The following is a 26,818-nucleotide window of genomic DNA, read 5'->3' on the forward strand; positions in this document are numbered from 1 at the left end:
TATATTCCAGCAACCCGCCGTTTTCCCACGCCTCCGCGAGGGAGGCGACCCACCACGGGCTCGTTTCGGTTGCCGATCGTCGTGTTTCAATCCACGCCTCCGCGAGGGAGGCGACGCACCAACGCGATGAAGAGCGGCCTGGCGCGGAAGTTTCAATCCACGCCTCCGCGAGGGAGGCGACCTGAAGTCTATCCGGGCTGAGGCGACGGAGGCGGTTTCAATCCACGCCTCCGCGAGGGAGGCGACATGCCAGCAGCGATCCCTCTTAAGCGCTCGGAAATGTTTCAATCCACGCCTCCGCGAGGGAGGCGACGACATCAGGACGACGATGGATGCAGGCGGATGGCGTTTCAATCCACGCCTCCGCGAGGGAGGCGACGCTTATGACCGCTGCCTTGATGGTGGCGGGTTGTGGTTTCAATCCACGCCTCCGCGAGGGAGGCGACGGGGGTAGGTTTAGTGCATTGTTCGCACGGACAAAAGATGGGGGCTGGTGCGGATGGGCGGTGCGGCGCGCCTTTTTGCGTCGGGGTGAGAGCGGCTGAGGCAGCGGAACCAAAAACGTCAAGAAGATAGGGCAGGTGCGAACCTGCCGGGGATTTGCGGCACGCTTGGGGTTCGCGCCGGTTTGCGGGTGGGGGCGGGTTACTTCGCCGTTGCCGCTTCCTCGTCCGGCCCCGGCAGACGATGGCCCGAGACGGTGGCGCCGGCATTCTTGGCCATGGTGATGAAGGGCAGGACGGCGGCGAGGGTCAGGGCGGAGATGACCATGAAGGCGATCTGGAAATCGCGCAGTTCCAGCGGGGAGCCTGTCAGCGCGGTCTCGATTTCGAGGATCGCGCCGGCAACGGCGACCCCCAGCGCCAGGCTGATCTGTTGAAGCACGGCGCTCATCGAGGTCGCCTTGCTGGCATCCGCGTCGGGGATATCGGCGAAGGACAGCGCGTTGACGCTGGTGAAGAAGAAGGAGCGCGCGAAGCCCGCGATCAAGAGCACGCCGGCCATGAACCAGAAGGGTGTCGCGGGCGTGAAAAGGCCGTTCACGAAGGTGAGAATCGCCCCGCAGATGCTGGCGACGATCAGCGTCGTGCGGAAGCCGGCGAAGGTCAGCACGCGCTTGGCGAGGAACTTGGTGGTGATGGCGCCGATCGCACCCGTGAAGGTAACGAGGCCCGACTGGAAGGGCGAGAGGCCGAAGCCGACCTGCAGCATCAGCGGCATCAGGAAGGGCACTGCGCCGACGGAGATGCGAAACAGCGTGCCGCCGATGGCTGCTGCACGGAAGGCGCTGTCGCGGAAAAGCCTGAGATCGAGCAGCGGCGCCGGGTGCCGGCGGGCGTGGCGCACATAGAGCACGCCGCAGAGAAGGCCGATGGCCGTTGCGGCGATGCCGATGACGGGTGGCAGGGCAGGCAGGCTGACGACCGAGAGGCCGAACATCGTGCCGGACGCGGCCACCGCGCTCAGGAAGAAGCCGCGCCAGTCGAGCGGCGGCGGCGCGGCGGCGCGGATATCCGGGAGGTAGAGGCCGGACAGCACATAACCGGCAATGCCGACCGGCACGTTGATCAGGAAAATCCAGTGCCAGGAGAAGTAGGTGGTGATGAAGCCGCCCAGCGGCGGACCGGCGAGCGGGCCGACAAGCGCGGGGATCGTCAGCAGCGCCATGGCCGAGACGAGTTCGGCGCGCGAGGTGCTGCGCACCAGGACGAGGCGTGCGACAGGCGTCATCATCGCTCCGCCCATGCCCTGCAGGAAGCGTGCGACGACGAAGGCAAGAAGGCTGCCGGAAACCGCACAGAGGATGGAGCCGATGACGAAGACGAGGATGGCGAGGCGGAAGACGCGTTTGGCGCCGAAGCGGTCGGCCATCCACCCGCTGAGCGGAATGAAGGTCGCGAGCGACACCATGTAGGAGGTGAGCGCCAGTTTAAGCGTGATCGGCCCCACGCCGAGATCGGCCGCGATGGCCGGCAGCGAGGTGGAGATGACGGTGGAGTCCATCTGCTCCATGAAGAGCGCGACGGCAAGGATGAGCGGGACGATACGGTTCATCGGCAAATCAGGGTGCAAGGCCCTCGTGCAGGCCCGCCCGACTTCTGCGCCCCGCGTTGCGATCTGTCAAATCGTAAGGGCCTTCCCGGGCCGCATTGCGGGCAAGGAGGCGCAGCGGTGTTGCCGGCAGGGGACGTGGAAAACGGCGGTAAAAGGGCCGTGGGTGCGGGGACGCGTCTCGCGCCTGCGCATCACAAGCCCGTGAAACCGCGTGCCCGGATCGTGACAGCGCCCTAGATGGACGCATGTCATCTTCATGCCGAGCCGGACGCTCGACCGGCAAGGCAGCCCTTCACCAAAGAGGAAGATCCATGGGAGACCATTCGACAATCTCGCGCCGGTCCTTGTTTCTCGCCGCGGGCCTCGGCACATTGGCCGCGCCCCTGGTGCTGAACCGCGCCACCGCCCTTGCCCAATCGGAAAGCGACGCCACCGACATGCGCGTGAGCCCCCTTGAGACCCGCAGCCTGAAGCTCGGCAGTTTCCGCGTGCTGACGGTGCGCGACGGCATGCGCCCTTCCGGTGCGCCGAACGAGACGTTCGGCACCAACCAGCCCGCCGAGGCCGTCGGCGCCCTGCTGGCCGAAAATTTCCTTCCGGCCGACCGTTTCGTCAACAGCTTCACGCCGACACTGGTCGATACCGGCTCGGAGGTCGTGCTCTTCGATACCGGCATGGGCGAGGGCGGACGCGAGGCGGGCATGGGCCGTCTTCTGGAAGGGTTGAACTATGCGGGCTACACGCCGGATCAGATCTCCGTCGTCGTCATCACCCATATGCATGGCGACCATATCGGCGGCCTGATGGAGGGCGGCAAACCCGCCTTTGCGAATGCGCGCTACGTCACGGGCCGCACGGAATATGATTTCTGGGTCAATCCGGAGCGCATGGGAACGCCCGCCGAACAGAGCCACCAGAACGTGCTCGCCAAGGTGCAGCCGCTGGCGGAGAAGCTCACCTTCATCGAGGACGAGGGCGAGGTCGTGCCCGGCATTCGCGGGCTCAACGCCTTCGGCCATTCGCCGGGGCACATGATCTTCCGCGTCGAATCGGAGGGCAGGGCGCTGATTCTGACGGCGGACACCGCCAACCACTTCGTGCTCTCGCTCCAGCGGCCCGACTGGGAAGTGCGCTTCGACATGGACAAGGCTCAGGCCGCCGCGACGCGCAAGAAGGTCTTCGACATGATCGCCACCGACAGGCTGGCCTTCGTCGGCTACCACATGCCGTTCCCGGCGGCCGGCTTCGTGGAGAAGGCGGGCGAGGGCTACCGCTTCGTGCCGGTGAGCTACCAGTTCGACGTCTGAACGCTTTCCGTTCGCCAGAATCGAAACGGCCCGCCTCGTCAAGGGCGGGCCGTTTCGTCGAAAGGATTTGTCAGTAGCCGCGCATGTCCCGGGCGACATCCTTCAGCATCACGACCATACGGTCGCGCAGCTCGTCGTCGGGACAGTTGACGCCCGCCGAGCGAAGGTCGGCGCGGACACGGTTGAAGGCACCGTCCGCTGCGCCGACATCGGCCATGGCGAGTTCGCGGGCATAGGCCTCGCCGTCGGGGCGGTGCATGGTATTGGCAGCCCACAGGCCGAGCAGCGCATTGCGGCGCGCGTTGGCCTTGAACATGAATTCCTGCTGGTAGGCGAATTCGTCTTCGAGCGCACGTGCTCTTTTCTTCAGTGCAGACATCGATTTCCCCGTTCTTCTATTGTTGCTTTGTGTATGGCCCTTTCTGTCCTGGCCACGAAAACGGTTATACACACGAAGATTTAAAAGACCGGCAGCAGACACGGCTAAGAATTCGTCAATCGCGCAATGCGGGGAAGCGGCCGCTTTTGCTATTCCCAAGCCGTCATGAACGTGTTACCAGCCCTCGCCAACTTCCAAGAATTTCTTGCAAGCGACCGAGGCGGACAACTCCCAATGTTCCCCTTGGTGCGTAAGCTTTATCCTAAAAGGAACTTGGCCCATGGCGCGCATCATTGAAACGGCAACCGGTCTCGAAGCCCTGACCTTCGACGACGTCCTCCTGCAACCCGGTCACTCCGAGGTCATGCCGGGCCAGACGAACATCGCCACCCGCATCGCGCACGATTTCGAACTCAACCTGCCGATCCTCTCCTCCGCCATGGACACGGTGACGGAGAGCCGTCTCGCCATCGCCATGGCGCAGGCCGGTGGCCTCGGCGTCATCCACCGCAACCTGACCCCCGCCGAACAGGCCGAGGAAGTCCGCCAGGTGAAGAAATTCGAGAGCGGCATGGTCGTCAATCCCGTGACGATCGGCCCGGATGCGACGCTTGCCGACGCGCTGTCGCTGATGAAGGCGCATGGCATTTCCGGCATCCCGGTCGTCGAGAATGGCGGCAATGGCAAGGCCGGCCGCCTCGTCGGCATCCTGACGAACCGCGACGTGCGCTTCGCCTCCGACCAGAGCCAGAAGATCTATGAACTGATGACCCGTGAGAACCTGATCACGGTGAAGGAAAGTGTCGATCAGCAGGAAGCCAAGCGCCTGCTTCACACGCACCGCATCGAGAAGCTGCTGGTGGTCGATGGCGACGGCCGTTGCGTCGGCCTCATCACGGTGAAGGACATCGAGAAGTCGCAGCTCAACCCGAATGCGTCGAAGGATGTGCAGGGGCGCCTGCGCGCCGCCGCCGCCATCTCTGTCGGCGATGACGGCTTCGAACGTGCCGAGCGCCTGATCGAGGCGGGCGTCGACCTCATCGTCGTCGATACGGCGCACGGCCATTCGCAGCGCGTGCTGGACGCCGTCGCCCGCGTGAAGAAGCTGTCGAACTCCGTGCGCATCATGGCCGGTAACGTCGCCACGTCCGACGGCACCAAGGCGCTGATCGATGCGGGTGCCGATGCCGTCAAGGTCGGTATCGGCCCGGGCTCGATCTGCACCACCCGCATCGTCGCCGGCGTCGGCGTGCCGCAGCTTGCCGCCATCATGGCTTCGGTCGAGGCGGCGCAGGCTCAGGGTATCCCGGTCATCGCCGACGGCGGCATCAAGTTCTCCGGCGACCTTGCCAAGGCGATCGCCGCCGGCGCCTCGGCCGTCATGGTCGGCTCGCTGCTCGCCGGCACGGATGAAAGCCCGGGCGAGGTGTTCCTGTACCAGGGCCGCTCCTTCAAGGCCTATCGCGGCATGGGCTCGGTGGGCGCCATGGCCCGCGGCTCGGCCGACCGCTACTTCCAGGCGGAAGTGCGCGACACGCTGAAGCTGGTGCCTGAAGGCATCGAGGGCCAGGTGCCCTACAAGGGCCCGGTCTCGGGCGTGCTGCACCAGCTCGCCGGTGGCCTCAAGGCGTCCATGGGCTATGTCGGCGGCAAGGACCTCAAGGATTACCAGGAGAAGGCGACCTTCGTGCGCATCTCCGGCGCGGGCCTTCGCGAAAGCCATGCCCATGACGTGACGATCACCCGCGAAAGCCCGAATTATCCGGGCGCGGTCTGATCGATCGCCGATTGCTGATATGCCTTCGAATGCCCGGCTTTGCCGGGCATTTTCGTCTCCGGGGCCTGCGCGAATCCTGTTTTGTTTTTCCACGTATGCGCTAGGATCGGCCACCGGCAATCTCGCCGGTTTCACTGGGGGACAACATGAAGAAGATACTGGCTGGCGCCCTTCTGGGCCTGGGTCTGGTCGTGCCTGCGCATGCGCAGACGGTCAATGCCGGCACCTACAATGTCGAAGGCACGAATCTCGACGGCTCGACCTATGGCGGCACAGCGACGATCGAGCTGACGAGCGAGACGACCTGTTCGATCGAGTGGCATACCGGTTCGACCACGTCGAACGGCATCTGCATGCTCTATGGCGATGCCTTCGCCGCCGGCTACGTGCTTGGCGATGCGGTCGGCCTCATCGTCTATCAGGTCAAGGGCGACGGATCGCTGGAAGGCGCCTGGACGATCAGCGGCAAGGACGGTTCGGGCACCGAAAACCTGACGCCGCAATAATCGCTTCCTCCTTCGGCTTGTCGCAATGGTCCTTTCCGGTTGAGGCTTTCACCGGAAACCCCTAAACCGGTTCAAACTGACAAGCCGAAGGATAACCATGTCTCCCACGGAAGCCACGATTTGGCCGATGATCGCGCATGTCGCGCTCGTCTTCTCTCTCTACCTTCTGCTGTCGATGCGCCGCATGCGGGCCGTCAGGCAAGGGCAGGCCCGGCCGGAACAGTTCCGCGAAAACCGCGAGGAGCCCACCGAAAGCCTTGTCGTCAAGAACGCCATCGCCAACCAGTTCGAGTTGCCGGTGCTGTTCTATGCCGTCAGCATCCTTCTCTATCTCGTCGATGCGGACAATCCGGTGACCGTCGCCGGTGGCTGGCTGTTCGTAGCGCTTCGTTATGCCCATGCCTATGTGCATGTCACCAGCAACCGCCTGCGCTATCGCCGGCCGCTCTTCATTGCCGGCTTTGCGGTGCTCGGCCTCCTCTGGCTCTGGCTCGGCATATGGCTTGCCTTCACCTGATCCGCGACCAGCCGGCATAACATCGGCTGACCCTTGCGGTAACGCAGTTGTGTTCGGCAGCTTTTCGCGCGCGGCCTATCTTATCCTGCGGAGAACCAGCCGGAGGATCCGCCATGGACAAGCCGCAGATCACGCAGGCGATGATCAACGCCTATGATGAATACACCCATCTGACGCTCGATCGCCGCCGTTTCATGGAGCGCCTGACGGCGCTCGCCGGGTCGGGTGCGGCGGCTGCCGCCATCGCCCCGCTGCTCGCCGCCAATTCGGCGAGCGCCGAGATCATCGCGTCGGATGACCAGCGCCTTGCCGCCAAGGATGTCGTCTATGGCGGCCGCTCGGGCGAGATGAAGGGCTATCTCGTGCGGCCGAAGGAGGCGACGGCGCCGCTCGGTAGCGTGATCGTCATCCACGAGAACCGCGGCCTCAACCCGCACACCCGCGATGTCGCCCGCCGGATGGCGCTGGATGGCTTCATCGCGCTCGCCCCCGATTTCCTCTCGCCGTCCGGCGGTACGCCGGACAATGAGGATCAGGCTCGCGAAATGATCGGCAAACTCGATCCGGCGGCGACGGTGGCCAATGCGGAAGCAAGCCTGCAGTTCCTGGCAAAGCTCGACGGGGCGAACGGCAAGGTCGGCGCCGTCGGCTTCTGCTGGGGCGGCGGCCTCGTCAATCGCTTCGCCGCCAGGTCGCCGGACCTCAAGGCGGGTGTCGCCTATTATGGGGCGCAGGCCGCGGCCGAGGACGTGCCCGGCATCAAGGCTGCGCTGATGCTGCACTATGCCGGCCTCGACGAGCGCATCAATGCCGGCATCGACGCCTATCGCAAGGCGCTGGAGGCAAACGGCAAGACCTTCGAGATCCACATGTATGACGGTGTCAACCATGCCTTCAACAACGACACGTCGGCCGCGCGCTACGACAAGGCCGCAGCGGACCTCGCCTGGCAGCGCACCGTGGATTTCCTGAAAAAGAACCTCGCCTGAGCGGCCTTCGGAAAATTGTGCCAGAATAAAATAAGTGACTGTTCCGTATAAGCAAACGGGGCCGGGTTCCATCAGGGCGCGGCCCCGCTTTCGATAGGGGCAACAGCAACATCGCAAACCTGCGAACCCAGCAAAACATTGCGGGGCGCGAGCGTGCGACATCATCATCAGTCAAACAGGATATTTTCCGTGAAATTCATCGCGACCAAGTCGGTTGCCGCCCTTGCTGCGGCAGCCCTGCTCATTTCTGCGCCCATGACCCTCGCAGCCGGCATGAAGTTCGATATCAAGAACGATTCCGGCTACATCATCGACGGCTTCTACACCGGCGAAAACGGTGACTGGAGCGCCAACTGGATGAACTTCAAGCTCGATGGCGGCGAGACGGCCAATATGGAGTTCAACTACGACGGTCCGTGCGACATCGAGTTCTATGTGAGCTGGGAGGCCGAGGACGGCTCCAGCATCAAGGGCGAGGAGACCTCGATCAACATCTGTGAGGCGAACACGATCTATTTCGACGGCAAGCAGGCCACCTACGACTGATCGGACGTTTGGATGGATCGACGGCCCCGGCATGGAGACATGCCGGGGTCATGGACAGCGCTGCCTGTCTTCGAAGCGCTCTACGCCGCCGGCAGGTCGAGGCGCATGGCGCAGCGCGTGTCGCGCTGCAGCCCGTGTTCGGCCTCAAGGTCGAGCACCGCCTTGAGACGCGGCGACAGCGCGGCCTCGTCCAGCGTGCCGAAGCCGAGCCGCTGGTAGTAGGGGCAGTTCCAGGGGATGGTACGAAAGGTCGTCAGGGTCACCGCGTCGAGGCGGTGCGCCGCGGCCGCGTCGATCGCGTGCCGGATCAGCTTGCGGCCGATGCCGAAGCCCTGGTGCAGGTGATCGACGGAAATCTCGCAGATGTGCAGTTCCCGCTCGGCAATCTCGGCGCTCAGGAAGCCGACCGGCTGGTCGTCCCCGGTTGCCGCCACCCAGTTCGTTCCCTTTTCGATGAGGTCGCAGTGCCGATCCGCGCTCTGCACGTCGCCAACGGCGAGCCACGAGAAGGCCTCGATCAGGCGGAAGGCCTGTGCGGCCGAGCGCTCGATCTGGCGCAACGCCTCGACCTCGTCTTCGCGGGCAGGGCGGATTGTAACCATCGACGGCCCGGCCTTGCCTGCGGGAATGCCGTCGAGGGGAAGCTGCGTCACCATCCGGGCAGGATGTTGCCGGGCCTCAGGCGCGACACACGCGGGAAGAGCTTCACCTCCGCCTCAGGCAGGTCGTCGGCAGCTGTCAACGGTGTGATGTTGTCGAGGCAGGCGGTGATATGGCTGGTGATGGCATTGGAAAGCGAGGGCGAGAGACCCGGTCGCCGCATGATGCCGATCTGCACCGGCGCGAGCGGCGGAAAGCCGTCCGCCTGCGTCAGCACCTTCATGCCGGGGCGCAGCGCCGATTCCGGCAGGACCGAAACCGCCATGCCCGCCATCACGGCTGCTGCGACGACGGTCGAGGACCAGCTGGTGAACAGCACCTGGTAGTCGCGCCCGACCGAATCGAGCGCCGCACAGGCGATCTGCCGCCACTGACAGTCGCGCCGACCGACGGCGAGCGGCACCGGCGCGTTTTCCGGCAGCGGATGGTTGGCCGACATGACCCAGCAGAGCGGCTCCGTCCGCACGACATCGGACTGGCGCTGGCGCGGATTGTGGGTGACGAGCGCGATGTCGAGCTCGCCCTTGGCCATCTTTTCCGCGAGGTCCACCGAAGGCTCGCAGACGATGAAGAGCTCGACATTCGGGTGCGTCTTGGCGAACCGCATGATGATCTCGGGCATGTAGCGGTCGGCATAATCGTCCGGTGTGCCGATGCGCAGCAGGCCCTCGAGGCGGTTGTCGTCGAAGGCGGCGATGGCCTCGTTGTTGAGGCGCAGCATCCGGCGCGCATAGTTGAGCAGACGCTCGCCCTCCGCGGTCAGCCGGTTGCCGCGGCCGTCCTTCATGAAGAGCTGTTTGCCGATGCGCTCCTCAAGGCGCCGCATCTGCATCGAAACAGCCGACTGGGTCTTGAAAACCCGCTCGGCGGCCCGGGTGAAGCTGCCGGTATCGGCGATCGCGACGAAAGTCTGGAGCTGGTCTATGTCTAGCGGAGCGGACATAACGATATCCATAAGATTGTTTGATTGATACTATTAGAAACATTCGTTGGACTGATCAATGGCTTTCTGCGAAAAAGCAAGTGTCGAACGAGTGACCTCTCCGCCAGGCCATCGTTCGACAGGATCTGCCGCCTCCCTCGACCTCCCGGCGACGGCTCTTCTTGAAAACCGACTTTTGAACCGCCGCCCGATCCCTGCGGGCGACGAACGATCACGGGTGCCGCGCGAAACCCCATCGAAGGACGATGGATCGCCGGGCCGGAAAGGAGAAATGCCATGCGCATGATCGACCGCAGACTGGAAATCGATATTCTCGCAACGCGCCGTCCGGCGCCGAGCCTCTTCGCCCGCGTCCGCGGTGTCGCCAACAAATTTGTCCGCGCCTGGCAGAATCGCCGCGTGATCAATCGGTTGAACGAGCTCGACGATCATCAGCTCTACGATATGGGGCTGTGCCGCAGCGACGTGCAGGATGTACGCTCCGCGTCCTTCTTTACCGACGCGGGCCTGCATCTGACGATCGTGGCGCGTGAGCGCGCCCGCCGTCACCTGCGCAGCGGCCGTATGGATTGATTTCCGATCGTGCCGACCTATCTCCCGGGTCGGCACCTGACTTCCCCGCAGGGTGAGAGCCAATAACCCTGCTGCTTGCCCGGCGTGCGACTCCCAAGGTCCGCGTCGGGCTTTTTCAAAGATTTTCCGAAAGTCGATTTCACCCGGAATTGCCCGGAAACAGAGGGGTAGCGCGATGATCGACGCGATTTTGATCCGTCCGGCGCACCCGCAAGACTTCCCTGCCATGAAGGCGATACTGCGCGATACGTTCGAGCGCACCTGGCGGCCGGAGATCACGGAGGCTGCCGCTCGCCGCTACATCGAGACCGATATCGGCGGCGGTTTCGTCGCGCACAGCGGTGCTGATATGCTCGTGGCCGAGGCCGATGGGCGTGTTGCCGGCCTTGTCCATTGCGTGGACGACTTCATCGATGCCCTGCATGTGCATTCCGATTTCCAGCGCCGGGGCGTTGGGCGTCGTCTGCTCGCCCGGGCGGAGGGGGACATCGCCGAAAAAGGTTTCCCGCGGGTGCGGCTTGAAACGGATACGTTCAACGAGCAGGCCCGGGGTTTCTACAGGGCGCTGGGCTATGTCGAAACGGCGCACTATCCGGACGAGGAATGGCAGAGCGGTCTCACCACCGTCCTGATGGAAAAACCGCTTGGCCACGTCGAATAGCCGATCTGCTGGTGCCTGATGCCCGGAGAGGCGTGCGTGACCACCCCTCGATGCTCAGGCCTTCTTCCCGCCGCCCGTCTCCATGCCGTTGCGGATGGTCTCGAAGATCGATTCCACGTTGCGCTGATAGTCCTTCTGCATTTCCAGGCCGGTATCGAACATCGTGTTGACGAAGGTCGTCAGCGAATCGGCAGGGGAGCCCGCCGGCGCGCTCGGCTTCGCGCCTTCTGCCGGCTGGCCGGCCATGCCCGCCATCATGTCCTGGAAGGCCTTGGCGAAGGGATTGTCGGTAAAGGGGTTTGACGGCTGCGGCTTCTTGGCCATGCCGGTCGCCTCCGCCCATTGCTGCATCATGTCGGCAAAGGGATTGGCCGCGGCGGTACCGCTCTGTGCGCCGGGGAAGAAGGGGGCGAAGGATTGCTTGAAGAGGCCGCCCATCAGCGTGCTCGCCATGACGGGCAGCATCTGCTTGTAGATGTCCTGGCCGATGCCGGTCATCTGCGCCGCCTGCGCGGCGATGGCGCGGGAAACGTCCTTGTTCCCGAAGAGATGGCCGAGAATGCCGTTGCCTTCCGCAAGCCCCTGCGGCGTGAAGGCCCTGCTGATATCCTCGAAATATTTCGCGTGGTTGCCGGAGGTCAGCGCGGTCATGAAAGCGGCGAGGTCATAGGGATTGGCGGCGTTGCGCTTGAAGCCCTCGGAAAAGGCCGGCATCAGCGCGGCGATGGCCTTGGCCGCCTGTTCCTGCGCGAGCCCGTATTGCCGCGCCATGGTCTCGACGGCATTGCCGTTCTGCGCCTGCATCATCATGTCGTAGAGCGAAAGCATAACGAACCCCTTCCCGTTGGCAGGCATGTGCCTGCACTATAACGGGAATTTTGGCCGCGCAAACCGCTTTTTGGTGTCTTGCCTCAGTACTGGTAGTCGGTGAACACCGGCTCGACGGAGCCGTTCCAGCGGCCGTTGTAGAGCGCCAGCATGTCTTCCGCGAGCGTCGCCTTCTTCGCCAGAACCTCGTCGAGCGGGGCAAGGAAGATGGTTTCGTCGACACCGTCGCCGTTGAGCCGCGCGCGGGCGGCAAGGCCCTGGCGGGAGATCGAGACCACTTCGCGGGCGACGTCGAGCAGCGGCTTGCCGCGGAAATCGGCCTTGAGGCCTTCCGCCGGCACGGCATTGCGCAGCGCCGTCACTTCCTCCACCGTCCAGTCGCGCGTCAGGGCCTCGGCGGCATCGAGGGCGCCGTCGTCATAGAGCAGGCCCACCCAGAATGCGGGCAGCGCACAGATGCGCCGCCACGGGCCGCCGTCGGCGCCGCGCATTTCCAGGAAGCGCTTCAGCCGCACGTCGGGGAACAGCGTGGAAAGGTGGTTCGTCCAGTCGCCGAGATTGGGTTCCCAGTCGGCGATCTCGCCCTTCAGGGCCCCGGCCATGAACTGGCGGAAGGTGATGTGCGTGCAGTCGTGGTACTTGCCGTCGCGCACGACGAAGTACATCGGCACGTCGAGCGCCCATTCGACATAGTCGATGAAGCCGAAATCCGGCTTGAAGGCGAAGGGGATGAGGCCGGCGCGGTTGTTGTCCGTGTCGCGCCAGATGTCGCCGCGCCAGGAGAGAAGACCGTTCGGCTTGCCCTCGGTGAAGGGGGAGGAGGCGAAGAGCGCGGTCGCCATGGACTGCAGCTTCAGCGAGACCTGCATCTTGCGGCGCATGTCGACTTCCGAGGAGAAGTCGAGGTTCACCTGGATCGTGCAGGTGCGGTACATCATGTCGAGACCCTTCGTGCCGACCTTCGGCATGTAGCGGGTCATGATGTCGTAGCGGCTTTTCGGCATGCGCGGGGTTTCGGCAAAGGTCCATTTCGGGCTGCCGCCCATGCCGAGGAAGCGGATGCCGAGCGGTTCGGCGATCTCGCGCAGCGTCGCGAGATGCTGGTTGGATTCCTTGCAGGTCTGGTGCAGGTTTTCCAGCGGCGCGCCCGACAGTTCGAACTGGCCGCCGGGCTCCAGCGAGATGGCGCCCATGCCTGATGGTTCGGCAAGGCCGATGATGTTGCCGGCATCCATGATCGGATCCCAGCCGGTCTTTTGCTGCATGCCGTTCAGCAGCGCCGAAATGCTCGCCTCGCCGAAATAGGGCACGGGACTGTTGTCGGCCGTAAAGAAGACGAATTTCTCGTGCTCGGTGCCGATACGGAACTTCTCCTTCGGCTTGTTGCCGGCGGCGAGGTAATCCGCCATGTCCGCGACGGTGCGGATCGGCGTGTGGTCGGTGGTGTCACGGGCCATGGGCGTCTTCTTCTGAACGGATGGCGCCCGGACGGAACGCCGGGCCTTGGGAGGGTGCTTGGACCGGAATTAGATGCGGTGCAAGCGAATTCCTTTCAAGGCAGATTCAAAAAAACCCATTCGACTTTTTATAAAAGCACTTTCTTGCGTTCCCGCAAATCCGCGCGGGTGCCGTTCAGCGCCAATCGCCGATCGCCGCCTGGATGACGGCCATCGCTGCCACCGCTGCCGTGTCCGCGCGCAGGATGCGGGGGCCGAGCGGGATGGGCGTCACGAAGTCGAGACTGCGCAGGAGCGTGCGCTCCTCGTCGGAAAAACCGCCTTCCGGGCCGACGAGCAGGGCGAGCTGCCGCTCCTCGATGGCCCCCAGCGCCGGAAGCGGGTTCTGGCTGCCATGGCCCTCGTCGCAGAAGACGATGCGCCGTTCGCGCGGCCAGGCGGAAAGCAGATCCTCGAGCTTTTTCGGCGCCGTGACCTCCGGGATCGCCAGGATACCGCACTGTTCCGCCGCCTCGACGGCATTGGCCTGCAGCCGTTCGAGGCTGGTGATCTTGCCCTGCACATGCTGGGTCAGCACGGGCTGCAGCACGCCGGCACCCATCTCCACGGCCTTCTGCACGATATAGTCGAGCCGGCCGACCTTCAACGGCGCGAAGAGATAGTGGAGGTCTGACGGCGCCGGCTGCGGCCGGGTCTGCTCGACGGGCGTCAGGATGAGCCGCTTGCGGGTCGGGAAGGAGAGGGTGGTATGCCATTCCCCGTCGCGGCCGTTGAAGAGCAGGACGGCGTCGCCCTCCGCCATGCGCAGCACATTGGCGAGATAGTGGAAATGGTCCTTCGACGCCTCGAAGGCGACGCCCTCTGCTAGGGTGTCGCCGACGAAGAGGCGCTGCATCCGGTAATTGGCACGCATGGTCGATATCTCAGGTGAAAAGCGCGTTGAGCGTGAGGAAGATGGCGGCAGACAGGAGCGCCGAGACGGGCAGGGTGACGATCCAGGCGGAAACGATCGTCATGAAATGGGAGCGCCGCACGAGGTAGCGCCGACGCGTCTCGTCGACATTCACCGGATCGTCCTGCTCCTCCGGCGCAATACGGTTGCCGCGGCCGCGGATATAGTCGATGCGCCGCCGCGAATTGCGGGTGTACCATTCGCGGAACAGCCCGACGCCGAACACCGCGCCGACGGCGATATGCGTCGAGGAGACGGGAATGGCGAAGGCCGAGGCGGTCAGCACCGCGACGGCGGAGGAGAGCGCCACGCAGAAGGCGCGCATCGGGTTGAGCTTGGTGATCTCGGTGCCGACGATGCGGATGAGGCGCGGGCCGAACAGCAGAAGGCCGAGCGAGATGCCGAAGGCGCCGATGACCATGACCCAGAGCGGGATGACCGCGCCACCTTCTGCGCCCGAGCGCAGCGCCGAGACCACGCCATAGAGCGGGCCGACGGCATTCGATACATCGTTGGCGCCATGGGCGAAGGAGAGCAGCGCCGCCGAACAGATCAGCGGGATGCGGAACAGCGTGCGCAGCGACTGGTTGCGGTTGTCGAGGCCTTCCGCATGGCGCCGGACGATCGGCCGCGTGATGACATAGGTGGCGAAGCCGAAGCCGAGGCCGATGAGAAGTGCGGTGCGGAAGGGAAGGTCAAGCGTTCCGTTGGTGCCGCCATTGGCGATGAAGGCCGCGAAGGCGCCGGCCATGATCGCGACGAGCACCGGCACCCAGGTCTTTGCCGCGCCGATCTTGTCCTCGCGGTAGATGATGAATTCCTTGATGAAATAGAGGAACAGCGCGGCGATCACGCCGCCGAGGATCGGCGAGACGGTCCAGCTCACGACGATGACGGCGATCGCGTCCCATTGCACGCTGTGGAAGCCGCTGGCCGCCGCGCCCGCACCGATCACGCCGCCGATGATGGCATGGGTGGTGGAGATCGGCGCATTGGCGATCGTGGCGATGTTGATCCAGAGCGCGGCGGAGATGAGCGCCGCCATCATCGCCCAGGCATAGGCATCGGGGCTCGGGAAGATCGATCGGTCGACGATGCCGGAGGCGACCGTTGCGGCGACGCCCTGGCCGGCGAGCAAGGCCCCGGCGATCTCGAAGACCGCGGCGATGACGAGAGCGACGCCCATGCTCATGGCACGCGCGCCGACCGCCGCGCCGACATTGTTCGTCACGTCGTTGGCGCCGATGTTCATGGCCATGTAGGCGGCAAGCGCCGCGGTGATGGCGACGACGAGCACGCCGGGCGTGCCGGTGGCGAAACTGCTGGCCACGGCCATGGCGACCAGAAGGAAGACGAGGGCGATGCCGACACCCGTCCAGCGGCGCAGCACGAAATGCGTCGCCTGTTCGGTGAAGGTGAATTTTTCCAGGTCCTTGTCCAGCGTCGGCTTGCGTAGCTGAACCTGTGAATTGGCCATTCCTGCTGCTCCGTTTTGGAGCCCCTGGCACGACCGCCGCGGTCGTCTGCCGGTGCTTTCGCCACCCCTTGGTCGCCGGTCGTCATCGATGCCTCGGCATCGGCCGCAGCCGGTTTCTCGCGAGCGGTCGAAAATCCCGCGGCAGACCTCTGCGCGGAGGTCGTGTCGGGAGCTCAGCCGACAGGCACTATCGCCTCAGCGCACCGGCGGCAATATGACGAGGGCCGTTCAGGCGCGTAATCAGGCGTCGGGCGCACCGTTCGCGGCGATTTCGGCGAGCATGGTGCGCTCGAAGGCCAGAATGAGGTCCTTGAGGCCCGGCTCCTGCACGCGGTTGGCGGCTTCCGGGCAGCTCACCCATTCGGCGCGCCGCTCGTCCTTCTCGGGGAAATTCTTGCTGAGGTCATCGACGGCGAGCGGGAAGACGCGCACCCGGCAATCGACCTTCAGCCCGTGCGGCAGGCCCTTCAGATAGTTGTAGCTGCCGATCGGCGTGGTGCGGATGGTTCCCTTCACGCCGGCCTCTTCCCAGGCCTCGCGTGCGGCCGCGGCCGCCGCGCTCTTGCCGTCCATCGGCCAGCCCTTGGGAATGACCCAGCGACCGGTGTCGCGGCTTGTGATGAGCAGGATCTCGACCGCGGGCTGCTTCTTCTTCACCCGATAGCACAGCGCTCCGTATTGTTCCCGGACGGGCCTGCGGAACATGAGTTGGACGTCGCTGGCGATGCGGTTGAGAATGTTCAAGGTCTTTTTCATTCCTCGTATCGGGATGTGCCGTTTGAGTCGGTATAGCCTATCTTGCTTGCGCGAGATTTGCGGCGCAAGTCAGGCTTGCGGGGGCAGGCCGCGCTTTTGCATGCGTAACTGCGAAATCCGCTGCCATTCGCCGCTGCGCTCGGCATCGCGGATGGCGGTGGCGATGTAGTCCATGTGTGCCTGGGCGGCTTTTCGCGCTGTGGTTCCGTCGCCGGCCATGATCGCGGTATAGATCGCCTCGTGCTGCGCAAGCAGATGCCCGCGGGCTTCCTCGGAGGAGAAAACGAGGTGGCGGTGGAAAAAGATCCCCTGGGCGAGCAGCCGGTAGCAGGCGCGCAGCGTATGCAGCAGCACGATATTGTGCGCGGCCTCGCCGATCGCGTTGTGCAGCTCCACGTCGGTTTCCAGTTCCGCATCGAAGGAGCCTCCGGCATGGGCCGCGCGCATCGCCTCCATGATGCGCGTCAGCATCTGCCGGTCGTATTCCGTGGCGCGGCGGGCGGCGAGCTCGGCGGTGATGCCCTCAAGCTCGCGGCGATATTCGACATAGTCTTCCGTTGCGCGCTGGTGGCGGGCGATGAGGTCGACGACGGGCCGGGAGAACACCTGGCCGATAATGTCGGCGACATAGGTGCCGCCGCCGTGCTGGCTGATCAGCAGGCCGCGTGTTTCCAGTTCCTTCAGCGCCTCGCGCAGGATGGGGCGGGAGACGTCGAGCCGCTTGGAGAGCTCGCGCTCGCCGGGCAGCCGGTCGCCGTCGCGCAGCACGCCTTCGAGCAACAGGAGTTCGATCTGCCGCACGACCTCGTCGGCGGTGCGGCTGTGGCTGATACGGGCGAAAAGGTCGAAGGCGGTGTCGGTCACGCCGTGAACACTAGCAACGTGGGCCGAAACTGGTCAACAATCTTGTCCAGTCGGCATCTGTGGACCTGCGTCAATGCGCCCTATCTCCTGCGGCCTGACATTTGTTAAGACTATGCTGTTGCACATGAGGGGACAGTGCAGACATGGCAAAAGGCAGCTTCGCCTTTCCGCAGGCGACCGCGCGTGCGCAGGCGCTGGGGGAAATTCACGCTAGACCATACGCGCTGGTGCCGTCACCGCGCGTCATCTTCCAGCTCGCCTTCCTGACCGAAGGCGGCTCGGCGGTCGATCACGCCGTGATGGGGGAATTGTCGCGCTCGCGCGGCATTTCTCCGCCGGGGCGCGATTCCAGCCACCATGCGCTGAGCTGGGGGCAGGGCACGCTGCGCTGGGAGCGGCACACCGAGTTCTCGACCTATTTCTGGGATGCGCCGGCGCCGGACAAATTCGGCGGCGAGGTTCCCGTCCATCCGTTCGGCGACAGCTTCTCGCCGCCCGGCACGCTGATATCGGGCGTACGCCTTGAAATCCGGCCGGATACGCCCGAGACGCGCGAGGCGATCTCCACCTTCGATCCGACCAGTCTCTGTTACAGCGAGATCAAGAACGGCCAGGGCGCGGTGCTCACCGACTTCCGCCAGAACGGCGACGGGCTGACGCAGATCCTCGTCATCGACCGCGGCATGACGGAGGCCGGGCGCGGCGCGCTCGTCCAGCGTTTGCTCGATATCGAGACCTACCGCACGCTTGCCATGATGGGGCTGCCGCTCGCCCAGTCGCTCTCGCCGGATATCCGCCGTATCGAGGACGGGCTGACCGGCATCACCAATTCCATGAAGCAGCATGCCCGTGACAAGGCCGATACGCTGCTGACGGAAATCACCCGGCTCGCTGCCGAGCTGGAGGCCAATGCAGCCCTCAGCCTCTACCGCTTCGGCGCCAGTCGCGCCTATTACGGCATCGTGCAGGAGCGTATCCGCACGCTCGCCGAAACGGCGGTGTCCGGCTACGAGACGCTCGGCTTCTTCCTGGAACGGCGTCTCGCGCCGGCCATGCGCACCTGTCAGTCGGTGGAAGAGCGTCAGGCGAACCTTTCGCGCAAGCTCGCCCGGGCCACGGCACTCTTGCGAAGCTGGATCGATGTCGAGCTGGAGCAGCTCAACACCAGCCTGCTCAACTCCATGGACCGCCGCGCGAAGCTGCAGCTGCGCCTGCAGCAGACCGTCGAAGGCCTGTCGGTCGCCGCTATCTCCTATTACGTGGTTGGTCTCTTCGGCTATGTCGCCAAGGCGGCGCACGGGCTCGGCCTGCCGGTCAAGCCGGAAACGCTGACCGGGATCGCGGTGCCCTTCGTCATTGTCGGCATGTGGCTGCTCGTGCGCGCCATACGCCAGCGCCACGCGGAAGAAGACAGGCACTGAACGCCCGCGGCCGCATGAGCCGCGGGAACCTCTCTCGTCGATGCCGCCTAGTGGCCGGACAGGACGAGCGTCTTCACGGGCATGACGACGACCTGCACGCGCAGCAGCATCGCGTGGACGAGGCCGAGCGCATCGACGACGTGCAGGCCGATGCGCCGGGCGGTGGAAGTGCCCTCGGCGGCGATTTCGTCGTGATGGTTCGAATAGAGGTTGGCCATGCAGTTGCTGCCCGGCGTCACCTCGTCGATCCCGCCTTCATAGAGGGGCTCGAGGTGCACGAGCACGCTGCCCTGGCCACCGGCGTTCGTGAAATCGGTCAGCTGTTCCCCGCCGCGGAACTGGCCCGCCGCGATGTAATCCTGCTTGGCAGCCACCACCACGGGTATGACCCGCCATGGCAGCGTGTTGCAGGCGACCTCGCCGATCATGCCGACCTTGATGACCGAGGCAGACACCTGGTCGAAACCCGCCTGCAGGGCCTGGCGCCCTGCCTCTTCGGGAATGAGAATCCCGCCGGGGCGCATGATCGGGCTGACGATATCGCCGACGCGCAGGGTGAATTGCTCGACCCGCCCGGCGAAGCCGGCGCGAACCACCGTCTTGCGCAGGTCCGTTTCCGCCTGTTCGAGCGCGGCCTGGGCACTCGCCTTCTGTGACGGCAAGAGGGCGTCGAGCCGTGCCTCGGCCGCCTCCCTGGCGGCATTGGCCGCCTTCAGTGCGCCGTTGGTGCGCCCGAGGTCGACCTCCAGCTTTTCGATCTCGCGTGTCGCGACGACATTCGATCCACCGCGGTTGAGCGCGCGCTTCGTGCGCAGGTCGTCCTCGACCTGCTGCAGGGCGGCCTGCGCCTCGGCGATCTTGCCCTCCGCGGTCAGAAGGTCCGTGCGTGCGACGACCATGGCGGCGTCGACTTCGGCGATCTTCCGCTGCGCCACCGCGACCGCCGCTTCCTGGCTCGAACTGTCGAGCCGGAAGATGGGATCGCCCGCGGCCACCTTGTCGCGATGGCCGAGATAGACCTCCGCGACCCGTCCGGTCGCTTCGGAAATGATCGGGACCGTGCGGAAGAACGACATCACGTTGGTCGACGAAGGGTGGAAGAAGAAGACGGTCGCGATGATGGCGACGGTCAGCATCACGCAGGCGGTGATCCCCCAGCGCAGGACATACCACACCGAGAAGATCGTGATTTCCTTGCCGATGCGCATGCCCTGCACGTAGCGGCGATAGAGATAGTCCGGAAAGACGGTGATCAGCGAGCAGGCGATCAGTTCAAGCATTGTCCTGCGCCTCCGAACGTTTTTCCGTTTCCGCGGGCGTGGTATCCGGCGTGCCTTCCGCCTCTGCCGGGGGTGTTGCGACGGGTGTCGTCGTTTCGCTTGCGGCCTTGGCCTCTTCCTCCGGCGCTGCGGCCTCGCTTTCCTGTCTGGTCGCGGTGAAAGCCTCTGCGGCCGAGGCGATGCGGTTGAGCGGCGTGGTGAGATCGGGCAGGTCGACGATGGCGAGAAGCAGCGCGATCACCCAGAACACGTTGTTGTGGGTGAAGAGGGCAAGCAGGCAGAGGACCGCGACCGCCTCGAACTGAAGCTTCTGCCCCTTGTGCGCCATGCGTTCCGGCAGGCTATGCAGCCAGAGGAAGACAAGGCCTGTCGCGAAAACGGCGGCAAGCACGAACAGGCTGACGGCGAAGAGAAGCGTATCGCTTCCGTCCGCGCCGACGATGAAGGCGGGCAGTTGATGGGGCGCCAGCGGGTTGATGGAGGAAGTCATTACGCGATCATATCTACAATAGAGGGACTTAATGTAGATAAGCCTAAAAACTTTTCAGGCTCAAGGAAAATGAAACTCTGGCTTCAAGGTGGTGAATTGCGGCTTTCTACATCTGCGAATTGTGTATGTTGAGGTTTATTTGGAAGAGGAGGGCGCAAAGTCCCTTCCTGACGTCTCAGGTCGATAGGTCGCATTGATAACGCGGCACGCCGTCGGTCACGGCAAAGCCGGTGTCCCAGCCGAAGCCGGTCTCGTCCTGTTGCTCGAGCTTCTTGTTTGCGGCAAGGCCGCGTTCCCGGAAGGCGGCTTCGGCAGCCTTCAGCGCGTCGGTCGAAAAGACGACCGCCTGGTAGCTGAAGCCGCTGGCCAGCTCCGTGATATAGACCTCGATCTCCTTCACCGGCACGCCGCGCCAGGTGCCACCCGTCACGGGCAGGACGATGTGCAGATACTCGTCCTGCGGCCGGACGGAGGGCGGGCCGAAGACGGCTTCGTAACCGGCCGGAATGGCGATCGCGCCCTCCTTGCGGGCAAAGGCATAGCTCGATTGCAGGAGGTCCGCCAGCGCGTCGCTGTAGTCACAGGCATCGTCGAATCCCTGGAGCAGGTCGTCGAGCGGCCGCGCGCCGGCTGCCGCCGGAAGCGCCAGCCCGATCAGCGCTGCCGCCAATGTCACCCTGCCGATCATCGCTGCCCTCCCGCCGTGAGGTCGGCAGCCTAGCGCAACGCGCGGCTGCCGCCAATCCGGCAAGATACGGTGGACAGTGCTCAACGCTCCCAATAGGGCAGCGGGCCGTAGAGGTCGGCGAGATAGTCGATGAAGAGCCGAACCTTGACGGGCAGGAACTGCCGGCTCGGATAGACCGCCGAGAGCACCACGTTGCGCGAGCCTTCGTATTGCGGCAGCACCTGCACGAGTTCGCCGCTCTTCAGTGCCGGTCCGACATCCCAGGTCGAGCGCAATGCGATACCCAGGCCCGAAAACACGGCCTCCCGAACCACCTCGCTGGAATTGGTGTAAAGCTGCCCCTGCGGGCGGTAGGTGACATTGCCCTCCGGCCCCTCCAGCCTCCAGACATCCTGGGTGTGCGGCGGCAGACAGGCATGAGCGGGAAGCTCTTCGAGCGAGGCCGGCATGCCGTGGCGGGCGACATAGTCCGGCGAGGCGCACAGCACGCGTCGCACGGAGGCGAGCCTGCGGGCGACCAGCGAGGAGTCGGAGAGTTCGCCGATGCGGATGGCAATGTCGAAGCCGCCGCCGACGATGTCGGAGAAATCGTCGGTCAGCATCAGGTTGACGACGAGTTCCGGATAGGCGTCCATAAAGCCCTTGAGATTGGGCGCGATATGCATGCGGCCGAAGGAGGTTGGCGCGGAAATCCGGAGCGTGCCGCGCACGGCGCCAGAGCGGCCGGAGACGAAGGCCTCCGCTTCCTCGATGCCGGCGAGAATGCCGACGATCCGGTCGTAGAAGCCCTGGCCGGCCTCGGTCAGCGAGATCTGCCGTGTCGTGCGCTGGAAGAGGCGGGTGCCGAGGCGCTCCTCCAGCCGCTTTACCCGCTTGGAGACGACGGCGGGCGACAGGCCCAGTGCGCGGCCGGCCGCCGACATGCTGCCCATGGCGATGACGCGGGAGAAGATTTCAAGGTCGCCGAGGTTTGTCACATGCTGTCTCCGCTATCGTCCTCTCGAATGGTGGAGTGACGATCACTTTCGCGCCGAACGTGCCGCTCTGCGCGGATATGACAGCCGAACACGACTTGAGCAAGATGCTCCTCCCCATGCGAATGCCCGGGGAGCGGTTCCTGATCGTTCCCGCTTCCCGATCGCGCGACTGTCGCATCAGGGGGTGGGGCGGTCAATGCAATCCCTGCGGGATGCGCGCCGGGCTGCTTCCCGCGTCCGCCTCTGCTAAGGGTTTGCATCGCCAGAAATGAAGTGGTAAAGAAAAAAGACCACTTGATGCGGGAGGCCAAGAGATGGATCAGATCGGGTTCCTGGAGCCGCGGCCGGCGGTGCTCGCCCGTCGTGGGGACATCGTCGCGGACCTGCTCGATCTCCTGCCGGAAGGCTGTCTCGTGCACGAGCCGCGCGCGCTTGTGCCCTTCGAGACGGACGCCTTCGTGTCCTATCGCCGTCTGCCGCTTGCCGTCGCCTTGCCGGAAACCACCGCGCAGGTCGCCGCCGTCCTGAAATACTGCCATCGCTACGGCGTACCCGTCGTGCCGCGCGGGGCGGGCACGTCGCTTTCGGGTGGCGCGATCCCGCAGGAGGATGCCGTCGTCGTCGGCCTCTCCAAGATGGCGCGCATCCTGGAGGTGGATTTTGCCAACCGGACCGCCACGGTGCAGGCCGGCGTCACGAACCTTTCCATTTCCGATGCCGTCTCGGCCGACGGCTATTTCTATGCGCCCGATCCGAGTTCCCAGCTCGCGTGCACGATCGGCGGCAATATCGGCATGAATTCCGGCGGGGCGCACTGCCTGAAATACGGCGTGACCACGAACAACCTCCTGGGCGTCAAGCTCGTGCTCATCGACGGCACCATCGTCGAACTCGGCGGCAAGGCGCTCGATGCCGGCGGCCTCGACCTTCTCGGCGTCATCTGCGGCGGCGAGGGGCAGCTCGGCATCGTGACGGAGGCGACGGTGCGGCTCATCGCCAAGCCCGAGGGCGCGCGTCCGGTGCTCTTCGGCTTCGACAGTTCGGAGGAGGCAGGCGCCTGCGTCGCCGATGTCATCGGGTCGGGCATCATCCCCGTCGCCATCGAGTTCATGGACAAGCCGGCGATCGAAATCTGCGAGGCCTTTGCCGGCGCTGGCTATCCGATGGACGTCGAGGCGTTGCTGATCGTCGAAGTCGAGGGCTCCGAAGCCGAGATGGAGGCGATGCTTGCCAGCATCATCGAGATCGCGCGGCGCCATGGCGTCAAGGTCGTCAAGGAGAGCCAGTCGGCGACCGAGGCGGCGCTGATCTGGAAAGGCCGCAAGTCCGCCTTCGGCGCCACGGGCCGCATCGCCGACTACATCTGCATGGACGGCACGGTACCGCTCGGCCAGCTCTCGCATGTGCTGCGCGGCACGGCGGAGATCGTCGAGAAATACGGCCTGCGCGTCGCCAACGTCTTTCATGCCGGCGATGGCAACATGCATCCGCTGATCCTCTTCAACGCCAACGATCCGGAAGATGCCGCGCGCGCGGAAGCGGCGGGCAATGACATCCTGAAGCTCTGCGTCGATGCCGGCGGCTGCCTGACGGGCGAACACGGCGTCGGCATCGAGAAGCGCGACCTGATGCGCCATCAATATGCCGCGGTCGACCTCGACCAGCAGATGGCCGTGCGTGCCGCCTTCGATGCGCAATGGCTGCTCAATCCGTCCAAGGTCTTCCCGCTCGAAGGACGCCCCGCCGCATGACCCCCATCCATGAACCGCTCTCCGAAGAGGCCGCCGCGCGCCTCGTCCAGGTCGCAGCGCTGTCCCGCACGCCGTTTGCCATCCGCGGCGGTGGCACGCGCAGCCTTGCCGCTGCGCCGGACGGGGCCGAAACGCTCTCGACGCGGGGCCTTGTCGGCATCGTCGCCTACAATCCGGCCGAAATGACCATGACCGTCCGTGCCGGCACGCCGCTCGAGGTCGTGGAGGCGGCGCTTGCCGAAAAGCGCCAGATGCTCTCCTTCGAGCCCTGTGATCTGCGCGGCGCACTCGGCTCCTCCGGCATTCCCACCATCGGCGGCGTCTTCGCCACCAATGCCTCCGGCCCGCGCCGCTTCGTTGCGGGCGCTGCGCGCGACAGCCTGCTCGGCGTGCGCTTCGTCAACGGCAGGGGCGAGGTGGTGACGGCCGGCGGCCGGGTGATGAAGAACGTCACCGGCCTCGACCTCGTCAAGCTGCTTGCCGGCTCACACGGTTCACTGGCGCTCTTGACGGAGGTCACCTTCCGCCTTCTTCCGGTTCCGGAAACGGCGGCGACCATCGTCGTCTCCGGCCTCAACGATGCAGAGGCGGCCGCGGCGATGGCGACGGCGATGGCGATGTCCGTCGAGGTCTCCGGTGCCGCGCACCTGCCGGAAAGCGTGCGCGGCCGGTTCGTCGGTGGCCTGCTGCCGGTCGGAGCGGCCACGGTGCTGCGCCTCGAGGGTCTTGCCGCCTCGGTGGCCGTGCGCAGCGAGAAGCTCACTGCCAGCATGGCCCGCTTCGGCGCAGTGACGCATCTCGATGCGGAGGTGACGGCCCGTCTCTGGCGGGAAATCCGCGATGCCGCGCCCTATGCAGACGGAACGCCGCGTCCGCTCTGGCGCGTTTCGGTCGCGCCCACAGCGGGCCACCAGCTCGTCGCCGCGCTCCGTCTCGAAACGGGTGTCGATGCCTTCTACGACTGGCAGGGCGGTCTCGTCTGGCTGCGCATGGAGGCCGATCCCGAAGCCGCGCTCTTGCGCCGCTACGTCAAGGCCGTCGGCGGCGGCCATGCCGCGCTGCTGCGGGCCCGGCCGGAGGTGCTGGCGGCGACGGACACGTTCGAGCCGCAGCCGGACGCCGTCGCCGCGCTCTCGGCGCGCGTCAAGGCGAGCTTCGATCCGGCCGGCCTGTACGTCTCTCCCTTGATGGACCGAAAACAGGGAGCATGAAGATGGGACGGCTGGCGGGCGATTCGATTGCGAGGCAGCAGGCACGGACGTGGAAGAAGCGTGTCGATCAGGCGCGCGAGGACAAGGCCCGCTGGGGAACCTTGCCCGCTGCGCCGCTGGCGGTGCTGGGCGCGGCACGCCGACAGATGGCGCTCCTCTGGTGGCTGTGCGGTGACGTCGGCCCGTCGGCGACCGTTGGCGCGCGAGGGCTTCCGCCCCTGACACCGGATATGCGCGCCCTCATCAAGAAGGGCTATCTCACGCTCGCCCGCCACAGCAGCTACATGCCCCTCAATCCCTCGCGGCGCGACAATGTGCTGACGATCACACCGGCCGGGCAGGAGGCGCTGGCCGCGGCTCATGTCACCCAGGCCGAGAAGGCCTACATCATCGCAGCCCGCATGAACCGCATGCTGCGCTAGGGAGTATCGACGTGCAGACCAATTTCACCGCCGAGCAGCTTGCCGATCCGCATGTCGCGACATCGGAGAAGATCCTGCGCAAATGCGTGCATTGCGGCTTCTGCACCGCCACCTGTCCCACTTATGTGACGCTGGGCAACGAGCTCGACAGCCCGCGCGGCCGCATCTACCTCATCAAGGACATGCTGGAGAACGGCCGGCCGGCGGATGCCGAGGTCGTGACGCATATTGACCGCTGCCTTTCCTGCCTATCCTGCACGACGACCTGTCCCTCCGGCGTCGATTACATGCATCTCGTCGACCATGCCCGCATGCATATCGAGGCGACCTACAAGCGCCCGTTCTGGAACCGGCTGACGCGCAACATCCTCGCCGCCGTGCTGCCTTATCCGGGCCGGTTCCGCCTGGCGCTGAAGGCGGCGGCGTTCGGCCGGCCCTTTGCCGGCCTCCTCAAGCGCTTCAAGCCGCTCGAACCCTTCGGTGCCATGCTGGACCTTGCGCCCCGCGCCCTGCCGAAGGCCTCGGCCGGCGCGCGGCCGGGCACGCATCCGGCCGCCGGCCCGCGCCGCGGGCGGGTCGCGATCCTCTCCGGTTGCGCCCAGCCGGTGCTGAAGCCCGAGATCAACGCCGCGACGATCCGCCTCCTCACCCGCCTCGGCGTCGAGGTCGTGGCGCCGGCGGGCGAAGTCTGCTGCGGCTCGCTCGTCCACCACATGGGCCGCGAGGAGCAGGCGCTGGAGGCGGCGCGGCGCAATGTCGATGTCTGGCTCGGCGAGGTCGAGAAGGGCAGGCTCGATGCGATCATCATCACGGCGTCGGGTTGCGGCACGACGATCAAGGACTATGGCTTCATGCTGCGCCTCGATCCGGCCTATGCGGACAAGGCTGCGCGGGTCTCCGCCCTCGCCAAGGACATCACGGAATACCTCGCGACGCTCGACCTGCCCCAGCAGGAGGCGCGGGGGGTGACGGTCGCCTATCACTCCGCCTGTTCCATGCAGCATGGCCAGAAGATCACCATGGCGCCGAAGACACTGCTGAAGAAAGCGGGTTTTGCGGTGCGCGATCCGGCGGAAGGGCACCTGTGCTGCGGCTCTGCCGGCACCTACAACATCCTCCAGCCGGAGATTTCCGGCAAGCTGAAGGCGCGCAAGGTCAAGAACATCGAGGCGACCAAGCCGGACATCATCGCCACCGGCAATATCGGCTGCATCACCCAGATCGCGACCGGCACGGCCATTCCGATCCTGCACACGGTGGAACTCATCGACTGGGCCTATGGCGGAATGAAGCCTGCCGTGCTTTCCTGAGCCTGTCACGCGCGGAACAGC

The 26,818-nt window shown here is 65.2% G+C and carries 27 protein-coding genes and 1 CRISPR repeat array; of the genes, 13 read left to right on the forward strand and 14 right to left on the reverse strand.

The window, feature by feature from the left end:
• Nucleotides 1-83: 83 nt before the first annotated feature.
• Nucleotides 84-446: a CRISPR direct-repeat array (repeat unit 32 nt; unit sequence GTTTCAATCCACGCCTCCGCGAGGGAGGCGAC).
• Nucleotides 447-645: 199 nt separating this feature from the next.
• The gene (locus P9A16_RS07655; RefSeq protein WP_023515292.1) at nucleotides 646-2,055 is read right to left on the reverse strand and encodes a DHA2 family efflux MFS transporter permease subunit; all 1,410 of its coding nucleotides are present in this window, start codon (nucleotides 2,053-2,055) and stop codon (nucleotides 646-648) included.
• Between the two features lie 311 nt (nucleotides 2,056-2,366).
• Here P9A16_RS07655 and P9A16_RS07660 point away from each other — a divergent pair, with 311 nt between their 5' ends.
• Complete coding sequence (locus tag P9A16_RS07660) at nucleotides 2,367-3,362, forward strand: MBL fold metallo-hydrolase (RefSeq protein WP_023515291.1); 996 nt, start codon at nucleotides 2,367-2,369, stop codon at nucleotides 3,360-3,362.
• A gap of 70 nt (nucleotides 3,363-3,432) precedes the next feature.
• On the opposite strand, the gene P9A16_RS07665 is transcribed toward P9A16_RS07660, so the two are convergent.
• Entirely contained in the window at nucleotides 3,433-3,741 is a 309-nt protein-coding gene (locus tag P9A16_RS07665) for a DUF1476 domain-containing protein (RefSeq protein ID WP_023517115.1), read from the reverse strand.
• 280 nt (nucleotides 3,742-4,021) lie between these two features.
• On the opposite strand from P9A16_RS07665, the gene guaB reads away from it, so the two are divergent.
• The 5 genes from guaB to P9A16_RS07690 all read left to right on the forward strand — a co-directional run bounded on the left by guaB (nucleotide 4,022) and on the right by P9A16_RS07690 (nucleotide 8,076).
• Complete coding sequence (gene guaB, locus P9A16_RS07670) at nucleotides 4,022-5,518, forward strand: IMP dehydrogenase (RefSeq protein WP_023517116.1); 1,497 nt, start codon at nucleotides 4,022-4,024, stop codon at nucleotides 5,516-5,518.
• A 146-nt stretch (nucleotides 5,519-5,664) separates the two neighbouring features.
• Nucleotides 5,665-6,024 carry a hypothetical protein gene (locus P9A16_RS07675; protein WP_023517117.1) on the forward strand — a complete coding sequence of 120 codons (360 nt, stop codon included), beginning with the start codon at nucleotides 5,665-5,667 and terminating at the stop codon, nucleotides 6,022-6,024.
• Between the two features lie 97 nt (nucleotides 6,025-6,121).
• The gene (locus P9A16_RS07680) at nucleotides 6,122-6,541 is read left to right on the forward strand and encodes an MAPEG family protein (protein WP_023517118.1); all 420 of its coding nucleotides are present in this window, start codon (nucleotides 6,122-6,124) and stop codon (nucleotides 6,539-6,541) included.
• Between the two features lie 113 nt (nucleotides 6,542-6,654).
• On the forward strand, nucleotides 6,655-7,530 hold the full coding sequence (locus tag P9A16_RS07685; protein WP_024271042.1) for a dienelactone hydrolase family protein: 876 nt from the start codon (nucleotides 6,655-6,657) through the stop codon (nucleotides 7,528-7,530).
• Nucleotides 7,531-7,719: 189 nt separating this feature from the next.
• Nucleotides 7,720-8,076: a hypothetical protein gene (locus P9A16_RS07690; protein WP_023516872.1), complete on the forward strand. Its 357-nt coding sequence runs from the start codon at nucleotides 7,720-7,722 to the stop codon at nucleotides 8,074-8,076.
• Nucleotides 8,077-8,156: 80 nt separating this feature from the next.
• Here P9A16_RS07690 and P9A16_RS07695 read toward each other — a convergent pair whose 3' ends face one another.
• Both P9A16_RS07695 and P9A16_RS07700 read right to left on the reverse strand, forming a co-directional pair.
• Complete coding sequence (locus P9A16_RS07695) at nucleotides 8,157-8,732, reverse strand: GNAT family N-acetyltransferase (protein ID WP_023516871.1); 576 nt, start codon at nucleotides 8,730-8,732, stop codon at nucleotides 8,157-8,159.
• Nucleotides 8,726-9,679: a LysR substrate-binding domain-containing protein gene (locus tag P9A16_RS07700; protein WP_023516870.1), complete on the reverse strand. Its 954-nt coding sequence runs from the start codon at nucleotides 9,677-9,679 to the stop codon at nucleotides 8,726-8,728. Before P9A16_RS07700 ends, P9A16_RS07695 begins: the two co-directional genes overlap by 7 nt.
• A 276-nt stretch (nucleotides 9,680-9,955) precedes the next feature.
• On the opposite strand from P9A16_RS07700, the gene P9A16_RS07705 reads away from it, so the two are divergent.
• The gene (locus tag P9A16_RS07705) at nucleotides 9,956-10,252 is read left to right on the forward strand and encodes a DUF1127 domain-containing protein (protein WP_023512630.1); all 297 of its coding nucleotides are present in this window, start codon (nucleotides 9,956-9,958) and stop codon (nucleotides 10,250-10,252) included.
• A 175-nt stretch (nucleotides 10,253-10,427) separates the two neighbouring features.
• On the forward strand, nucleotides 10,428-10,913 hold the full coding sequence (locus P9A16_RS07710; protein ID WP_023512631.1) for a GNAT family N-acetyltransferase: 486 nt from the start codon (nucleotides 10,428-10,430) through the stop codon (nucleotides 10,911-10,913).
• Nucleotides 10,914-10,967: 54 nt separating this feature from the next.
• Here P9A16_RS07710 and P9A16_RS07715 read toward each other — a convergent pair whose 3' ends face one another.
• From P9A16_RS07715 to P9A16_RS07740, 6 genes are all read right to left on the reverse strand, one after another.
• Nucleotides 10,968-11,741: a DUF937 domain-containing protein gene (locus tag P9A16_RS07715; protein WP_023512632.1), complete on the reverse strand. Its 774-nt coding sequence runs from the start codon at nucleotides 11,739-11,741 to the stop codon at nucleotides 10,968-10,970.
• Between the two features lie 83 nt (nucleotides 11,742-11,824).
• Nucleotides 11,825-13,198: a glutamate--cysteine ligase gene (locus P9A16_RS07720; RefSeq protein ID WP_023512633.1), complete on the reverse strand. Its 1,374-nt coding sequence runs from the start codon at nucleotides 13,196-13,198 to the stop codon at nucleotides 11,825-11,827.
• Between the two features lie 175 nt (nucleotides 13,199-13,373).
• Complete coding sequence (locus tag P9A16_RS07725; protein WP_023512634.1) at nucleotides 13,374-14,111, reverse strand: 16S rRNA (uracil(1498)-N(3))-methyltransferase; 738 nt, start codon at nucleotides 14,109-14,111, stop codon at nucleotides 13,374-13,376.
• 10 nt (nucleotides 14,112-14,121) lie between these two features.
• Nucleotides 14,122-15,627, reverse strand: coding sequence for an inorganic phosphate transporter (locus tag P9A16_RS07730; RefSeq protein ID WP_023512635.1), 1,506 nt, complete (start codon nucleotides 15,625-15,627; stop codon nucleotides 14,122-14,124).
• A 240-nt stretch (nucleotides 15,628-15,867) separates the two neighbouring features.
• Entirely contained in the window at nucleotides 15,868-16,371 is a 504-nt protein-coding gene (locus tag P9A16_RS07735; protein ID WP_037408342.1) for an NUDIX hydrolase, read from the reverse strand.
• Nucleotides 16,372-16,452: 81 nt separating this feature from the next.
• Nucleotides 16,453-17,247 (reverse strand): FadR/GntR family transcriptional regulator, encoded by a 795-nt coding sequence (locus P9A16_RS07740; RefSeq protein ID WP_023512637.1) that lies wholly within the window; start codon nucleotides 17,245-17,247, stop codon nucleotides 16,453-16,455.
• A gap of 143 nt (nucleotides 17,248-17,390) precedes the next feature.
• Here P9A16_RS07740 and P9A16_RS07745 point away from each other — a divergent pair, with 143 nt between their 5' ends.
• A complete protein-coding gene (locus tag P9A16_RS07745; protein WP_023517083.1) occupies nucleotides 17,391-18,668 on the forward strand; it encodes a DUF3422 family protein in 1,278 nt (425 codons plus the stop codon).
• Nucleotides 18,669-18,715: 47 nt separating this feature from the next.
• Here P9A16_RS07745 and P9A16_RS07750 read toward each other — a convergent pair whose 3' ends face one another.
• The 4 genes from P9A16_RS07750 to P9A16_RS07765 all read right to left on the reverse strand — a co-directional run bounded on the left by P9A16_RS07750 (nucleotide 18,716) and on the right by P9A16_RS07765 (nucleotide 22,103).
• On the reverse strand, nucleotides 18,716-19,948 hold the full coding sequence (locus P9A16_RS07750; RefSeq protein WP_023517084.1) for an HlyD family secretion protein: 1,233 nt from the start codon (nucleotides 19,946-19,948) through the stop codon (nucleotides 18,716-18,718).
• Complete coding sequence (locus P9A16_RS07755) at nucleotides 19,941-20,438, reverse strand: hypothetical protein (protein WP_023517085.1); 498 nt, start codon at nucleotides 20,436-20,438, stop codon at nucleotides 19,941-19,943. The genes P9A16_RS07750 and P9A16_RS07755 overlap by 8 nt, the downstream gene beginning before the upstream one ends.
• A gap of 175 nt (nucleotides 20,439-20,613) precedes the next feature.
• Nucleotides 20,614-21,126, reverse strand: coding sequence for a hypothetical protein (locus P9A16_RS07760; protein WP_023515769.1), 513 nt, complete (start codon nucleotides 21,124-21,126; stop codon nucleotides 20,614-20,616).
• Between the two features lie 80 nt (nucleotides 21,127-21,206).
• A complete protein-coding gene (locus tag P9A16_RS07765; RefSeq protein WP_023515770.1) occupies nucleotides 21,207-22,103 on the reverse strand; it encodes a LysR family transcriptional regulator in 897 nt (298 codons plus the stop codon).
• Between the two features lie 314 nt (nucleotides 22,104-22,417).
• Between P9A16_RS07765 and P9A16_RS07770 the strand changes: the two genes are divergently transcribed.
• Genes P9A16_RS07770 through glcF form a run of 4 tightly spaced genes read left to right on the forward strand, consistent with a single transcriptional unit; the run spans nucleotide 22,418 to nucleotide 26,797 of the window.
• Nucleotides 22,418-23,854: an FAD-linked oxidase C-terminal domain-containing protein gene (locus tag P9A16_RS07770; protein ID WP_023515771.1), complete on the forward strand. Its 1,437-nt coding sequence runs from the start codon at nucleotides 22,418-22,420 to the stop codon at nucleotides 23,852-23,854.
• On the forward strand, nucleotides 23,851-25,065 hold the full coding sequence (locus P9A16_RS07775; protein WP_023515772.1) for an FAD-binding protein: 1,215 nt from the start codon (nucleotides 23,851-23,853) through the stop codon (nucleotides 25,063-25,065). The genes P9A16_RS07770 and P9A16_RS07775 overlap by 4 nt, the downstream gene beginning before the upstream one ends.
• 2 nt (nucleotides 25,066-25,067) lie before the next feature.
• Nucleotides 25,068-25,487: a hypothetical protein gene (locus P9A16_RS07780; RefSeq protein WP_023515773.1), complete on the forward strand. Its 420-nt coding sequence runs from the start codon at nucleotides 25,068-25,070 to the stop codon at nucleotides 25,485-25,487.
• Nucleotides 25,488-25,498: 11 nt separating this feature from the next.
• Entirely contained in the window at nucleotides 25,499-26,797 is a 1,299-nt protein-coding gene (glcF, locus tag P9A16_RS07785) for a glycolate oxidase subunit GlcF (RefSeq protein WP_023515774.1), read from the forward strand.
• The last annotated feature ends 21 nt before the right edge of the window (nucleotides 26,798-26,818 follow it).

Source organism: Shinella sp. 838 (genome assembly GCF_029623935.1).
In the GTDB taxonomy this organism is placed as follows: Bacteria; Pseudomonadota; Alphaproteobacteria; order Rhizobiales; family Rhizobiaceae; genus Shinella.

What these genes read in the sequence shown, in the direction of transcription:
- P9A16_RS07655 (WP_023515292.1), bottom strand. Translation starts at nt 2,055, where the DNA reads ATGAACCGTATCGTCCCGCTCATCCTTGCCGTCGCGCTCTTCATGGAG.
- P9A16_RS07660 (WP_023515291.1), top strand. Translation starts at nt 2,367, where the DNA reads ATGGGAGACCATTCGACAATCTCGCGCCGGTCCTTGTTTCTCGCCGCG.
- P9A16_RS07665 (WP_023517115.1), bottom strand. Translation starts at nt 3,741, where the DNA reads ATGTCTGCACTGAAGAAAAGAGCACGTGCGCTCGAAGACGAATTCGCC.
- guaB (WP_023517116.1), top strand. Translation starts at nt 4,022, where the DNA reads ATGGCGCGCATCATTGAAACGGCAACCGGTCTCGAAGCCCTGACCTTC.
- P9A16_RS07675 (WP_023517117.1), top strand. Translation starts at nt 5,665, where the DNA reads ATGAAGAAGATACTGGCTGGCGCCCTTCTGGGCCTGGGTCTGGTCGTG.
- P9A16_RS07680 (WP_023517118.1), top strand. Translation starts at nt 6,122, where the DNA reads ATGTCTCCCACGGAAGCCACGATTTGGCCGATGATCGCGCATGTCGCG.
- P9A16_RS07685 (WP_024271042.1), top strand. Translation starts at nt 6,655, where the DNA reads ATGGACAAGCCGCAGATCACGCAGGCGATGATCAACGCCTATGATGAA.
- P9A16_RS07695 (WP_023516871.1), bottom strand. Translation starts at nt 8,732, where the DNA reads ATGGTGACGCAGCTTCCCCTCGACGGCATTCCCGCAGGCAAGGCCGGG.
- P9A16_RS07700 (WP_023516870.1), bottom strand. Translation starts at nt 9,679, where the DNA reads ATGTCCGCTCCGCTAGACATAGACCAGCTCCAGACTTTCGTCGCGATC.
- P9A16_RS07705 (WP_023512630.1), top strand. Translation starts at nt 9,956, where the DNA reads ATGCGCATGATCGACCGCAGACTGGAAATCGATATTCTCGCAACGCGC.
- P9A16_RS07710 (WP_023512631.1), top strand. Translation starts at nt 10,428, where the DNA reads ATGATCGACGCGATTTTGATCCGTCCGGCGCACCCGCAAGACTTCCCT.
- P9A16_RS07715 (WP_023512632.1), bottom strand. Translation starts at nt 11,741, where the DNA reads ATGCTTTCGCTCTACGACATGATGATGCAGGCGCAGAACGGCAATGCC.
- P9A16_RS07720 (WP_023512633.1), bottom strand. Translation starts at nt 13,198, where the DNA reads ATGGCCCGTGACACCACCGACCACACGCCGATCCGCACCGTCGCGGAC.
- P9A16_RS07725 (WP_023512634.1), bottom strand. Translation starts at nt 14,111, where the DNA reads ATGCGTGCCAATTACCGGATGCAGCGCCTCTTCGTCGGCGACACCCTA.
- P9A16_RS07730 (WP_023512635.1), bottom strand. Translation starts at nt 15,627, where the DNA reads ATGGCCAATTCACAGGTTCAGCTACGCAAGCCGACGCTGGACAAGGAC.
- P9A16_RS07745 (WP_023517083.1), top strand. Translation starts at nt 17,391, where the DNA reads ATGGCAAAAGGCAGCTTCGCCTTTCCGCAGGCGACCGCGCGTGCGCAG.
- P9A16_RS07750 (WP_023517084.1), bottom strand. Translation starts at nt 19,948, where the DNA reads ATGCTTGAACTGATCGCCTGCTCGCTGATCACCGTCTTTCCGGACTAT.
- P9A16_RS07755 (WP_023517085.1), bottom strand. Translation starts at nt 20,438, where the DNA reads ATGACTTCCTCCATCAACCCGCTGGCGCCCCATCAACTGCCCGCCTTC.
- P9A16_RS07760 (WP_023515769.1), bottom strand. Translation starts at nt 21,126, where the DNA reads ATGATCGGCAGGGTGACATTGGCGGCAGCGCTGATCGGGCTGGCGCTT.
- P9A16_RS07770 (WP_023515771.1), top strand. Translation starts at nt 22,418, where the DNA reads ATGGATCAGATCGGGTTCCTGGAGCCGCGGCCGGCGGTGCTCGCCCGT.
- P9A16_RS07775 (WP_023515772.1), top strand. Translation starts at nt 23,851, where the DNA reads ATGACCCCCATCCATGAACCGCTCTCCGAAGAGGCCGCCGCGCGCCTC.
- P9A16_RS07780 (WP_023515773.1), top strand. Translation starts at nt 25,068, where the DNA reads ATGGGACGGCTGGCGGGCGATTCGATTGCGAGGCAGCAGGCACGGACG.